The sequence below is a fragment of the Kurthia zopfii genome, assembly GCF_003143955.1.
Lineage (GTDB): Bacteria > Bacillota > Bacilli > Bacillales_A > Planococcaceae > Kurthia > Kurthia zopfii.
Genome location: NZ_QFVS01000001.1, coordinates 1 through 13397 on the forward strand (window position 1 = coordinate 1; position 13397 = coordinate 13397).

Sequence of the window (13397 nt, forward strand, 5' to 3'; positions counted from 1 at the left end):
CTTTCTTTTCCCTTATAACAACGGAAGAATTGAAGGAATTAACAATAAAATCAAAGTCTTAAATCGAGTTGCCTATGGTTACAGGAACTTTGAAAACTATCGCAACCGAATCTATTTACACTTCGCATTAAAAAGAGCGAGCCACGCTTCATAAATGAAAAGTGATCTCGCTCAAACCAATCGATTTTTATTCAATTGAAAACTCTCACCAACGTTATTTGACAAAGAGCCCTTTTTTGGTTGAAAACAGTAGAAAGAATAACTTTGTGCTAAAATAAGAGGACAATGTAATGGAGGTTTTAATGATGAAAAAAGTAGTAATCGCAACAAAAAATAGAGGGAAAGTGAAAGACTTCGAAGCAATTTTCGGCCCATTAGGTTATGAAGTTGTGACGATGTTTGACGTAGCACCAGATATGGAAATAGAAGAGACAGGTACTACTTTCCAAGAAAATGCCATTTTAAAGGCTGAAACGCTTTCTAAAGCGCTTAATATGCTTGTTATAGCCGATGATAGCGGTTTAATGATTGATGCGTTAAACGGCGAACCAGGCGTTTATTCAGCACGTTATGCAGGTGATCATGACGATGAGGCAAATATGGATAAAGCTTTGAAAAACCTACAAGGCGTACCTACTGAAGAAAGAACTGCAAGATTCTGCTGTTGTCTAGCAATTACAGGACCAGACTATCCAACAGAAACAGTATTCGGCACTTGTGAAGGTATTATTTTAGAAGAACGTCGTGGAGAAAATGGCTTCGGCTATGATCCAATCTTCTTCGTTCCATCAAAAAATAAAGCAATGGCAGAGATGACACCAGAAGAGAAGGGCGCAATCTCTCACCGAGGCAACGCATTACAATTATTGAAAGAAAAAATTAACCTATAGAGGTGACATAGCGATGAAAATTGTTGTATTAAGCGATACGCATGGTGATGCCAATCTAATCGAGCAAGTATATGAACAAGAGCAAGACGCAGATGCATTCTTCCATTGCGGCGATAGTGAATTAGCGTATGACGATGCCCATTTTCATAATATGTATCGTGTTAAAGGGAATTGCGATTTCGATCGTAACTTTGTAGATGATCTACTTATACCGATTGGCGAACGCTCAATCTTTATGACACATGGCCATCTTTATAATATTAAGATGACATTAACACCACTGGATTATAAAGCGCAGGAGACAGGTGCTGACATCGTACTATTCGGACATTCGCATCTACTTGGAGCTGAGCAAATTGGCGATACATTATTTTTAAATCCCGGCAGTTTACTACTTCCAAGAGGCGGTAATCCAAAAAGCTACGCAACAATTGAATGGCAAGCAAACACCGATGAAATCAAGGTTTCCTTCCTTTCACCAACTAAAGAAAAAATCTCAGAACATTATTTCTCTATATTGAAAAAATAATGTTGACATATTATCCAGTCCTGGTCTATAATAGGTATTGTCCTTAAGAAAATGTTCTTAAGAAACAATGTCTCAGTAGCTCAGCTGGATAGAGCAACGCCCTTCTAAGGCGTCGGTCGGGGGTTCGAATCCCTCCTGGGACATCAAAGGGTTCAGATTGAAAAAAGTTTGAACTTTAAAATTATGCTTCAAATCCTTTATAGATAAGGGTTTGAGGCATTTTTTTGTTTTAGGGGATTAAGATATGGATAGGTTGAAAAAGGTGCGGTTTGTATACCTGATTACACAAAATATGTACCGCAGTTTATACGCTTAATAATCGTTCGAAAATGCTAGTAGTTAGTTTTGAATCTATATCGCACAACTCTTCCATAAGTTGCGCATATGTAGATGTTGTAAAGTCTAATGATACGTGACCAAGTCGCTCTGATACATAGAGTAAACTAATTTCTTTATAAGGCAATATACTCACGTGTGTATGTCTTTAACCCCACTCTGTAATTATAGGTGTAATATGTAGAGAACGTTTGGAACGGAGCAGTACATCACTTAATAGATCTTTTGTAATTACATGAATAGGAGATTTAGCATGATAAAATATACGCTCATCTATAATCTTTTTATCATTTTATTTTTTAAGGATTTAATTCATTAGCAAACAAGTCTTTAGAATTTATTAAAGAGTTCAAATATTTTTTAAAAAGTATTACTGAAGTAACCGAATAAAATTACTTAGATTTCCCAAAGAAAATAATTTAAAATCAAAATTAAGTTTTATTGAATAAAAATATTAGTGGAGATTACATTATCCAATTTATATAATTATTAGTTAATAAATGTTTTTACGATATACAGGCTTCTTTAATGAAATTATATATTGGAAGTTATTGGTGTTGCAAAGAGACGGTATCTTTGCAACATGGAACACCTAAATCTAATTTTCCTGAAGAAAAGATGTAGAGGAATTTTAAAGTAATAGTTATAGAAAATATATAATTAAGGTTCCTTCATTTGACTAACATAATATTGAAAATTCTGGTTAGACTAATACTAAATGGCTATAATAAAAAGTAAAGTTCGAAATAAAGGGGGAGTTCTTATTCAAAAAACCTAAAATAAATAGAACAATCTCCCGAAATTAGACTTTATTAAAGGATTTACATAGTAAGGTAATAGGGGGTGGAGATAAGATTTTTCCTCTTTCGATAATTGAGATAGAAAATAAAAAATTAATTTATGAATTTGAAACTCTAGCTAGAGGTTTATTTTTATTATGAAATCAAGAGCCATATGAAGATGAAATATAAGCTGCTTCAGAAATGTTTAATAATGAATATTATTAAGAAATTATGGATTTTACTAATACCGTAATTAATCTAATCAAAGGTGTGGCTGCTTATCGGGAACTAATTTTTTTTGAAAAACCTAAAATATTTACTAATCAATTCAGTCTAGTTGATGAGTTCAACTGTCGAACAATTAAATTATGTTTGTTTAAAGGTATGAAAGTTTAAATGAAGTAAAATAGTATGACGAATGAAAACAAACAAAAATATCAAAATAGCGTTGAATTTATTAAGTTAATTTTAATTCAGTGAATTAAAGTTATAATGCAGACATAGATGGGGTGTTCTAATTGAAAACGGCAAAAAATTCTCTAATTGGTTATTCTTATCAAAAAACAGTGGCCTTTTATATATTAACTCTTATGGACGCAGAAAGAGAAATTTTAGAGATAGAAGTAGAAGCTGATGTCGAACATAAATTTGATGATTTAGTAATAGTTAATCATGATGGCTCTAAAACGTACTGTCAAATGAAAGACTTTAAAGAAGTAAAAGCCACTGATATCACTGTAAAGGATGGAGTAGCAAAAATTAAGTCCATTCCACATGTAATATCAGAAATGAAAAATATTATCTTCGTTAAAAAAATCGACATGGAATGTAACTCGGAAATATTAGGCTTGCCAAGCTATTCGATTAATGATGTCTACATTATTTCTTTATCTAGAGAAGAGATTAGAGCAAAGGTAGAAGAACTTTATGAAATAGATATGACTAGGATGGCACTTCTAGAATCATTTTTTGAAAAAAGGTTGGATGATCGAGAAATGTTAATTAGTCTTTCAGAATTACCTATCTTACAAACCTACTCTAATCAACTAGTAGACCCTTCTATTGAAGTCAGAGAGTTTCATCTTTCTAATCAAACGACTTTATTTATTGAAGGAAAGCCTGGTGTTGGTAAAAGTCACTTAGTAAATAATTTAAGAGTCGTTGGAGAAAAAATAATCTATAGATTTTGGATATCTAATCAGGACTATGATTATCAAGATAGATTGCGTTACGATAATTTTATTGGCAATTTAATAAAGATGATTTTTAAGAAGTTAGTTAAAAAAGACAATGCTGAAATTGCAGCTGAATTAGTAGCTAATAAAACTACACTAATTATAGATGGGCTAGATCATGTAGAAAATTATAATCCATATGAATTAGATAGATTTATTCAGTTTATAGAGATTATGGAACAGAGTGGTGTTAAGGTAGTCATATTTTCAAGGCCATTAAAACATTGTATTAAGTGGGAAATTTATAGATTACAAAATTGGGATTTTGACCAAACTTGCACCTTTTTGAATAAACAATATCATTTATCTGATTATTTATTATCTAAAGAGATATTCCAAATCACTCAAGGCTATCCGATTTTAGTGAAGTTTGTAGCAGACTCCTATAAAATAAATAAAAATATACCCGATTTACCACAATTAAATACTGTCAATGAATATTATGATGAAATAACGAAGCAGTATAGCAATAAAGAAACCTTAGGATTGTTCTTAACTTCTAATTCATATTTTATGAGGTCGGAGATAGATACTTTACTAGGTACTAACTCAATGTTTATTAATCAGATAATAGATGAGCATCCTTACTTATTTGAAATCAAGTTGAATAGGATATCTTTACTACATGATAGTTTGAATACTTATTTAAGAATATCTTTATCTGGAAATTTGAGTGTAGAACAAGTTGTAACTGATATTAAAAGCAAGGTATATGAATCAATTATGTCAGGGAAAAAACAATATATAAATAGATATTTACATTTTAATTTCGATATTAACGAGCAACTTCAAATTACAAGAACATATGCAGATATAAATTTCTTCGAAAAATGGTTTAAAGGAACAATAGATATAGAATCGGTTCAAGAGTTTTACAGTCAATTAAGGTATACACTTAAAGGTATTGCCCCAAACAAATTAACAATAAATAATTATTATGATTTAAATTTAATTTTAAATATTTTAGCTAGAGATCACATCTCAAGTTTAAAAGAATTTTTATATATTTATATTAAATCATTACTATTTAACGGATACACCGAAGACAATATCACAAGTAATGGTTATCTTTTCGGAATGTGGTACTTTATAAAAGAGGGGAATTATTCGTCTTTAGAAGTAGTTGAAGCTCATAATCATTTCGATACTACAGATTTTTATATGTCTATTCGGAATAAAATTGAAGATGTGGACAAGTATTTTGATATATTAGAAGCTCATGTTGATTTTAATAAGGCACAACATTTATTGGGTGAGGTTAGTGAATTAGACTTCAAAGATATAATAGAAAATATATTTGTAATACTATATATAAATGAGTCTCCAAAACAAACAGAATTTGAGGTGTGGAAAAATAAAATACATGATTATATAGACCGGAATGAAGATATAACATTTTTTATAAAAGAGATTTTTAGTAAATATGGTCATCGAGAACTGTTTATTCCATCTGTAATGGTATCTATAGTATATAGATTAAAGACATTAGGTTTTTTAAAAGAGGAAAATGAATTTTTAAATCTTTCTTTAGAAGATTTTTTCAGTCAATATAAAGGGAAAGATTCTTTTGAATTAATAAGCTATGTAGAAGATTATTTAAGGCTAAATCTATTTTTGAAAAATTCTATTGATATGGATTCCATTTATAAACTATTTACGTGTTATTATGCAAGGAAAGATTATACAGTCCATAATATTTGGAAGCCATTAATACTATTTCAAAGAAAAGGATATTTAGAAATCGAAAAAAGCACTGAAATAATTAGGGAACTTCAATCTAAATCAGAAAAAGGTATAAGACATATTCTTGATTACTATGTAGATAATTTAAATAATCAGGAGTTTAGTTATTTTATTCAAGAAATATATTCGAAGGATACAGACTTAAACTTAAATGTTTTTAATTTAGCACCAGATAAAATAAATATGCTAAGTTTAGAGCTTGTACAAATAGAATTCTTTAAAATGTTGCGCGGATATTGTTATAGTAAAAAAATCGAATATAACGAGCTAAAAAATATCTTACATTCAAAGTATTCAAACGAGGTATTAAAGATAATTAAGAGTTGTGAATACAAAATATGGGGAGAAAATACTTTTTTTGATCTTGAAGATTTTAAAGGGTATGAAGAAATTTTTCAAATAACTTGTAAAAGAGAACATCATGACTATATAGAAGTGACTAGCAATTATGAAAAGGGTTTTTTAACCGAAGAAGATATACAATTTGTTATCAACGAGGAGCTATTGCCAATAGAGATAGCTAGTTTACCAGATGGATTTCATAGTGCTTTTAGTGAGTTAGAATTATATCGACACTTTGAACACAAAACACTAACAAATAATTTTCAGGAAATTTTACATGCAGCAATATGTAGTAAAATTTCTAGTATAGACAGTCCATCAAACTTATTTGAAATGATAGGAAATGTTCCTGTTTTTGTAGAAGAGTTTATTTCTAGTGAAGTAGACTTCAATTCTTTGGCGAGTAGTTTTTTCACGTTTCTTAAAATTTCGGGAGTAGATGAGTAGGTTATATTACATTTAGTTGGATAATTCTAATTTAAGTATGTTAGTTACTAAAAAGATAGATATTAATAGGCAATTAAAAAATTTAGCGTAGGGTTGCTTTAATGACAATAGTTATTGCATGGGTGAGGAAGGTACGAGATGTAGAAGATTTATGGCTAGCTTCGCATAGCTGATTATCGTAGAATGGCACTGTTTGGGATGAATATTTGCAATCAAACTTACTTCCGGGAAAAAAAGTTTACTGCATTTGCTGATAACACACTTATCGCTTATCCTAATAAGAAGTATTCCATTTTTTAGAGAACTATAAGATTTAGAACTGATTTTACGTTCTTGAATTCCAAGAGGGAGACTCTCATTCGATGAATTTTGTTCTCGTTAGAAAACTAGGTTTGTATGTGTATTTGATTTGTTATTATAATAATTATTAATACTGAGTGAGCAGAAAAAATAATGAAAAAAGCGAGATCACTTTTCAATATCGAAATGTGATTTCGCTTTTAATTTTCATTAATAACCAATAATATTCGAGTAAATAAATTATTAAAAATCTGCGAATTAAAAAATGAATAAAGGATCGCATAAGTCTATATAGATCACTACTTCCAGCAAAACCGATTTTTATGAATAAAGAAAATAAGCGATGTATAGTCTAGTGAAAGAATCCTATTTGGTATCATCATTCTGTTCGCTTATATATGTTTCTTTCAAAAAAATAGAAAAACGTCGAAGAAATATTTTTTCTTTAAAAATAAAAAACATTTCCTCTGAAGTTGAAATAATAGCTGCAGATTAGAAAGACTCCTTTATGATGATTACTATCAAAAAAACACCATGTCCCATCTGAATGAATCATCCGATTTTGTATTGATCTAAACAAATATCAGAAATTGCATAAAATTCTTCTCAAAATTAACTCCTCGTTTTTAGAAAAAGAATAAAAATAATCGTGGAAATTGAAAAAATATCAATTTTACAAAAATATTTTTCGAAATAAAAAAGTGTCTAAACCATTGACGTAGTAAGAGTTTTGAAAAAATTATGGAAGATTATTATTTTAAAAAATAAAAATTGTTCTTTTAATTCAGAAAAATATAGTGTTATACTCTCGTTGCAAACTAATTTAAGGTGTTAGGGAGGAATTTTTTATGGCATTACGTGATGTATTTATGAGTTTATCTGAGAACCAATTACTAAATGGAATGGCTCAAAAATATGGTTTACGCATGGGGGCACAAAGTGTTGTAGCTGGAACAACTATTCCGGAAGTTGTGGAAACAATTAAGGAATTAAACAAAGCGAACATTTCATGTACAGTAGATAATTTAGGGGAATTTGTATTTGAAAAGTCTGCAGCAACAGCAGCTAAAGCAAATATTTTAGAAGTGATTCAAGCAATCCACGATGAAAATCTGGATGCGCATATCTCGTTAAAACCATCTCAACTTGGTCAAGATATCGATATCGACTTCTGCTATGAAAATTTAAAAGAGATCGTATCGGTTGCTCATGGTTACGGAATTTTCGTAAACTTTGACATGGAGAATTACGCTCGTCTACAAAGTTCATTCGACTTACTTGAAAAATTACATGTGGAATATGACAATGTTGGAACTGTTATTCAAGCATACTTTTTCGAGTCAGAAGCGAATATTGAAAAGTATAAAAACTTCCGCCTTCGTATCGTAAAAGGCGCATATAAAGAAAATCCAGATGTTGCTTACCAATCAAAAGAGGACATCGATGAAGCTTACTTACGTCTAATCGAACAACATTTACTAATCGGTAAATTCACTTCGATCGCGACACATGACCATAATGTAATTAATCATGTGAAAAAATTCGTAAAAGACAATAATATTCCGAATGATAAATTCGAATTCCAAATGTTATACGGTTTCAGAAAAGAAATGCAGTATGATTTAGCAAAAGAAGGGTACAATTTCTGTACATACCTACCATTCGGTAATGATTGGTACGGTTACTTCATGCGTCGTCTTGCAGAAAGACCACAAAACTTAGCGCTTGTATCTAAACAAGTGTTCACGAAGAAAACAAATACAGTGATTGCAGTAGGAGCAGCAACATTCTTACTTGGTAGACTTTCTAAGAAATCAAAAAAAGTTAAAAAATAATTAAATATAAAAAAAGAGATTAGGATTTTAGGTCCTAATCTCTTTTTTTGCGTTATTTTGTAAATTGTTTTGCATCAATTTGGAAGTTTTTCATACGATATTGCAAACTCTGTCTACGAATGCCGAGTGCTTCGGCAGATTTTGAAATATTCCCATCATGAAAATCGAGCGCTTTCGTAATGTAGTAGGATTCTACCTCTTTCATGTAGTGATCCAGTGGGCGAATATCGCTAGAATTTTTAATAATAAACAATTCACTTGATTCTTCAACGTCCGTTTGCATGACATGTTGGATTTTCCACTTGAAGTGAGGTGGCAATAAATGCATCTCAATAGTCGTTTCATTCGTAATGACAGTCGTCATTTCATCCAACAATGCTTCTAATTCTTTTAGATTGCCTGGCCAAGTGTAATTTAAAAATAATTCCTTCACTTCTGGTGATAAAGCTTGAATGGCAGAACCATAGTTTTCACGATGTCGTTGGAAGTAGTCATTAATAAATGGCATGATATCTTCTTTTCGCTCACGTAATGGCGGCACATAAATTGTAATCGATGAAAACAGTCGGTATAGATTTTTTGATAATTTTTGTTCTTGGATCAAATCAATCGGATCTTTGCCAACACTCGCAATCATCATATGGTCATGATGTGGGTGCTGTTCAAAGAGTGAGACGAGATGTTCCTGTGCAGGAATTGATAAATACTCGATTCGCTCTGCGAAAAAAGTCATCTTTTTCTCTTCGATAATTTGTTTTTCTAGCTGATTTAAAATGGTTTCTTCATCTCGACGACAAATCATATTAATAAACGCCTGATTCGGATTCGATAAATCGTGGTGAATACCTTCCGCAATCATGTCGATCCCAGTTCCAGATTCGCCAATGAGAAGAACAGGCATTTTACTTAGCGCAACTATTCTCGCTTTTTGAATGACTTCTTTCATGACTTTCGATACAGCCGTGATGATATCAAAAGTAAGAGGAGCGCCGTATCGACGTAAAGGGCGATACATCATTAGCTCGATTTGTGTAATATCTCGAGCGAATTCCACTGCACCAATTACTTCACCATCTTCAAGAAGTGGATAGATATTGCTAATGTACGTAACTTCTTGATTTTTCTTATTCCAAAAAATTTTTTTATGATTTGTTAATTGTTTTCCTGAATGCAACACTTGGAAAATTTCACTTTGATCAGATTCGAAATCGATTATTTCATGCGCACGATGATTTTCAAAATCGATTTCATCAATGCCTTCAAGTTCTCTCATTTTCCCATTGTAGACAATGAATTCGCCATCTAAATTGATTGCGCGGATTCCAGTATCACCTTGCTCGATAATATATTTATAAATATTTAATAATTTTTGATTGTCCATAATGTCCTCCTGTATTGCACATATGGGTTTTATTGTAACATTTGACGAGTAGTTTGCGCGATATTTTAAAAGATTTTGAAAATTATAGTTGCGTAATGCTAAAAAATATTGCATGATATATTTAGAAATAGAAATTAAGTGCAAAATTATTTGGCACTTCATCACTTAGGGGGCAATTTACATGATTCCATACAAACATGAACCATTTACTGACTTTTCAATCAAAGAGAACAAAGATGCATACTTAGAAGGATTAGCAACTGTACAAGGTTACCTTGGTCAAGCGTATCCATTAATCATCGGTGGCGAAAGAGTTTCTACTGAGGAACAGATCACTTCTTACAACCCAGCTAAGAAAACTGAAGTAATTGGAAGCGTTTCAAAAGCGTCTAAAGACTTAGCTGAAAAAGCAATGCAAGTAGCAGATGAGACATTCAAAATGTGGAGTCAAGTTGAACCAGAAATTCGTGCAGACGTTTTATTCAAAGCAGCATCAATTATCCGTCGCAGAAAACACGAATTCTCAGCACTATTAACTTTAGAAGCTGGTAAACCTTGGAATGAAGCAGATGCAGATACTGCAGAAGCAATCGACTTCTTAGAATATTATGCACGCCAAATGCTTCGCTTAAAAGACGGTCAAAAAGTTGAGAGCCGTGTAGGTGAATACAACCGTTACGACTACATTCCACTAGGTGTAGGGATCATCATCTCACCATGGAACTTCCCATTCGCAATCATGGCGGGTACTACAGTAGCAGCAGTTGTAACTGGTAACACAGTTCTATTAAAACCAGCTTCTACAACTCCTGTAGTAGCATACAAATTTATCGAAGTTCTTGAAGAAGCGGGTCTTCCTGCTGGCGTAGTAAACTTCGTACCAGGTTCAGGCGCAGAAGTAGGCGATTACTTAGTTGATCACCCACGCACTCGTTTCGTATCATTCACTGGTTCTCGTGATGTAGGTCTACGCATTAACCAACGTGCTTCAGTTCTTAACGAAGGACAAATTTGGATCAAACGTATCATCGCTGAAATGGGTGGTAAAGATACAATCGTAGTTGATAAAGAAGCTGATTTAGAATTAGCAGCTCAATCAATCGTGAAATCTGCATTCGGCTTCTCAGGACAAAAATGTTCAGCTTGTTCTCGTGCAATCATCGTAGAAGATGTATACGAAGAAGTAGTAGCACGCGTAACTGAATTAACAAAAGCATTAACAATCGGTGATCCAACTGACAATGCAAACTTCATGGCTACAGTAATCGATGAAGCAGCATTCAAAAAAATCACTTCATATATCGAAATCGGTAAAACTGAAGGTAAATTAATGGCTGGTGGTACTGCAGATGATTCAGTTGGTTACTTCGTAAATCCAACAGTATTCGCTGATGTAGATCCAAGCGCTCGTATCATGAAGGAAGAAATCTTTGGCCCAGTAGTAGCAATCGCTAAAGCAAAAGACTTCGACCAAGCAATCGAAATTGCAAATGATACAGAATACGGCCTAACAGGTGCTGTTATTACGAAAAACCGTCTGAACCAAGAGAAAGCTCGTAAACAATTCCACGTAGGTAACTTATACTTCAACCGTGGCTGTACTGGAGCAATCGTTGGTTACCAACCATTCGGCGGATTCAACATGTCAGGTACAGATTCAAAAGCTGGTGGCCCTGATTACTTACAATTACACATGCAAGCTAAAACAACTTCAGAAACTTTCTAATAAAGTCTGAAATTGACGAGAGAGATCGCATTTTTACATGCGGTTTCTCTTTTTTATTTGGAGTTTCTTCTATTATAATGTCGTAAAAAATATAGCAAGTTTGGAACAGAGTTCTCATTTCAAGATTGTTATAATGAAAATAGATGCAAGAGAAGGAAGTGAGCCATTGAATTATCATGAGGATATTAAACGAAGTATTGAATATATTGAGCTGCGTATTAAAGAGGATCCCAAAGCATTTGATATTGCTCATAATGCAGGTTATTCAGTATTTCATTTTAGTCGCATTTTTCGCTTATATTATGGCACACCGTTAATGGATTTTGTCCGAAAAAAACGACTAATCGAAGCGAGGAAGGAACTAAAATCAAAAAGAAAAATAATTGATGTGGCAATGGATTTCGGATTTCAAACTGCGAGTGGTTTCTCGAAGGCGTTTCGGAAAGAGTTTGGTTATAGTCCAACAGTATATATTTCGCGAAGTACGGAAACGAACTTTGAATCTATTTTACAAGATGGAAATATAATAAAAACACCTACTTTTATTCAAAAATCTTCATTCAAAATAGCTGGATATGGTATAAAAACAATGCAATCTGAAGGAAATACGAAAGATATCGCAGCTTATTGGGATACGTACACAGGGGAGAATTTAGAAAGCAAAATGTATGCCAAACTAGAACCACCAAATCACGGAGAAGTTGGGATTAGTGTGACTTCAGAGGAGGGGCTATTAACTTATCTATTCGGAGTTATTGTAGACAACTATGATAAAGTAACTCAAGAAATGATGACATTTGAAGTACCAGAAGCACAATATGCTGTTTTTACAACGCCACCAGTGAATAATATTGTCACAGCTATGAATTATGACGAAGATCCACTGGCGAAAGTTGTGAAATCAACTTGGCAATATATATTTGAAGAATGGTTTGAAACGAGTGACTATGTTTTTGATGAATCAAAAGTGGATTTTGAATTTTATGATGAAAGATGTCATGGTCTCGAAGATGCAGTAATGGAAATATACGTACCAATAAAAAGGAGAGATTGAATGTTTAGTTATTACGGTAAATTATGTACAGAGGTTTATGAATTAACCAAACCAGTTGGTTGTTCAATAGATGGTGACCTTGAGTATTATAAAAGTCGATTAAAGGATGTACAAGGAAAGATATTAGAAGCGGCTGTTGGCTCAGGAAGAATCATCATTCCTTTGCTAGAAGAAGGCTTTGATGTTGAAGGCATTGACTACTCAAATGAGATGTTAAAAGTTTGTCGCGAAAGATGTGAAGAAAGAAATTTGGATGCGCGTTTATTTGAAGCGAATTTAAAAGACTTCACATTGCCGAATCAATATGAGGCAATAATCATCCCGACAGGTTCATTTTGTTTAATAGAAAAGCGGGAAGATGCTATGAACGCTTTACAAAGAATATACGAACATTTGCAAATAGGCGGGCGTTTTATTGTAGATCTTGAAATTCCGTATGATTGGAAAACAGATGAAATTACAACCTCTACATTCGAGTTACCAAATGGGGATGGCATCACGATGGAAAGGAAATCAATCGACATGGATTGGTTGAATCAAGTGACGACTTCCTATTTGAAATATGAGAAATGGCGTGAAGGAACACTAATTGATTCGGAGTTACAAAAATTCTCATTACGTTGGTATGGGATTGAGGAATTCCGGTTACTATTAGAAAAAATAGGTTTCACAAATATTAGTTGTTCTGCAAATTATGAATACAATAAACAGCCAACAGATATCACTCAAAGCATTACATTTGAAGCAACTAAAAAACTCTGAAATTTCGGATTATTTAACTTTGACAAGTAAATTCT

At 32.6% G+C, this 13397-nt stretch carries 10 protein-coding genes and 1 tRNA gene; 9 read left to right on the top strand and 2 right to left on the bottom strand.

The annotated features are described in order from the left end of the window. The 4 genes from DF281_RS00005 to DF281_RS00020 form a co-directional block, all read left to right on the top strand. A partial coding sequence (locus DF281_RS00005) for a transposase (protein ID WP_146191504.1) occupies positions 1-154 on the top strand: 154 nt, incomplete at its 5' end. A 151-nt stretch (positions 155-305) separates the two neighbouring features. Then, positions 306-890 (top strand): XTP/dITP diphosphatase, encoded by a 585-nt coding sequence (locus DF281_RS00010; protein ID WP_109348390.1) that lies wholly within the window; start codon positions 306-308, stop codon positions 888-890. 13 nt (positions 891-903) lie between these two features. Then, positions 904-1419, top strand: a complete 516-nt coding sequence (locus tag DF281_RS00015) for a metallophosphoesterase (RefSeq protein ID WP_109348202.1) — start codon at positions 904-906, stop codon at positions 1417-1419. A gap of 69 nt (positions 1420-1488) precedes the next feature. Then, positions 1489-1562, top strand: a tRNA-Arg gene (locus tag DF281_RS00020). A gap of 161 nt (positions 1563-1723) precedes the next feature. Here DF281_RS00020 and DF281_RS14630 read toward each other — a convergent pair. Then, entirely contained in the window at positions 1724-1891 is a 168-nt protein-coding gene (locus DF281_RS14630) for a hypothetical protein (RefSeq protein WP_166636027.1), read from the bottom strand. Between the two features lie 1164 nt (positions 1892-3055). Between DF281_RS14630 and DF281_RS00025 the strand changes: the two genes are divergently transcribed. Together DF281_RS00025 and DF281_RS00030 are read left to right on the top strand one after the other, a co-directional pair. After that, positions 3056-6304, top strand: a complete 3249-nt coding sequence (locus DF281_RS00025) for an NACHT domain-containing protein (protein ID WP_109348203.1) — start codon at positions 3056-3058, stop codon at positions 6302-6304. A gap of 1148 nt (positions 6305-7452) precedes the next feature. Then, positions 7453-8439, top strand: coding sequence for a proline dehydrogenase family protein (locus DF281_RS00030; RefSeq protein ID WP_109348204.1), 987 nt, complete (start codon positions 7453-7455; stop codon positions 8437-8439). Positions 8440-8491: 52 nt separating this feature from the next. Here the strand turns inward: DF281_RS00030 and DF281_RS00035 are convergent, their stop codons facing one another. Then, entirely contained in the window at positions 8492-9820 is a 1329-nt protein-coding gene (locus DF281_RS00035; protein WP_109348205.1) for an AAA-type ATPase lid domain-containing protein, read from the bottom strand. Positions 9821-10001: 181 nt separating this feature from the next. Between DF281_RS00035 and pruA the strand changes: the two genes are divergently transcribed. The 3 genes from pruA (at position 10002) to DF281_RS00050 (ending at position 13362) form a co-directional block, all read left to right on the top strand. Next, the gene (gene pruA, locus DF281_RS00040; RefSeq protein WP_109348206.1) at positions 10002-11546 is read left to right on the top strand and encodes an L-glutamate gamma-semialdehyde dehydrogenase; all 1545 of its coding nucleotides are present in this window, start codon (positions 10002-10004) and stop codon (positions 11544-11546) included. A gap of 166 nt (positions 11547-11712) precedes the next feature. Beyond that, entirely contained in the window at positions 11713-12600 is an 888-nt protein-coding gene (locus DF281_RS00045; RefSeq protein ID WP_166636028.1) for an AraC family transcriptional regulator, read from the top strand. Next, the gene (locus tag DF281_RS00050) at positions 12601-13362 is read left to right on the top strand and encodes a class I SAM-dependent methyltransferase (RefSeq protein WP_109348208.1); all 762 of its coding nucleotides are present in this window, start codon (positions 12601-12603) and stop codon (positions 13360-13362) included. It begins immediately after the preceding gene. Positions 13363-13397: the final 35 nt, after the last annotated feature.

Bases quoted from the DNA above. Each gene is read 5' to 3' on its own strand.
- DF281_RS00010 (WP_109348390.1), top strand. From the start codon at position 306: ATGAAAAAAGTAGTAATCGCAACAAAAAATAGAGGGAAAGTGAAAGAC.
- DF281_RS00015 (WP_109348202.1), top strand. From the start codon at position 904: ATGAAAATTGTTGTATTAAGCGATACGCATGGTGATGCCAATCTAATC.
- DF281_RS00030 (WP_109348204.1), top strand. From the start codon at position 7,453: ATGGCATTACGTGATGTATTTATGAGTTTATCTGAGAACCAATTACTA.
- DF281_RS00035 (WP_109348205.1), bottom strand. From the start codon at position 9,820: ATGGACAATCAAAAATTATTAAATATTTATAAATATATTATCGAGCAA.
- pruA (WP_109348206.1), top strand. From the start codon at position 10,002: ATGATTCCATACAAACATGAACCATTTACTGACTTTTCAATCAAAGAG.
- DF281_RS00050 (WP_109348208.1), top strand. From the start codon at position 12,601: ATGTTTAGTTATTACGGTAAATTATGTACAGAGGTTTATGAATTAACC.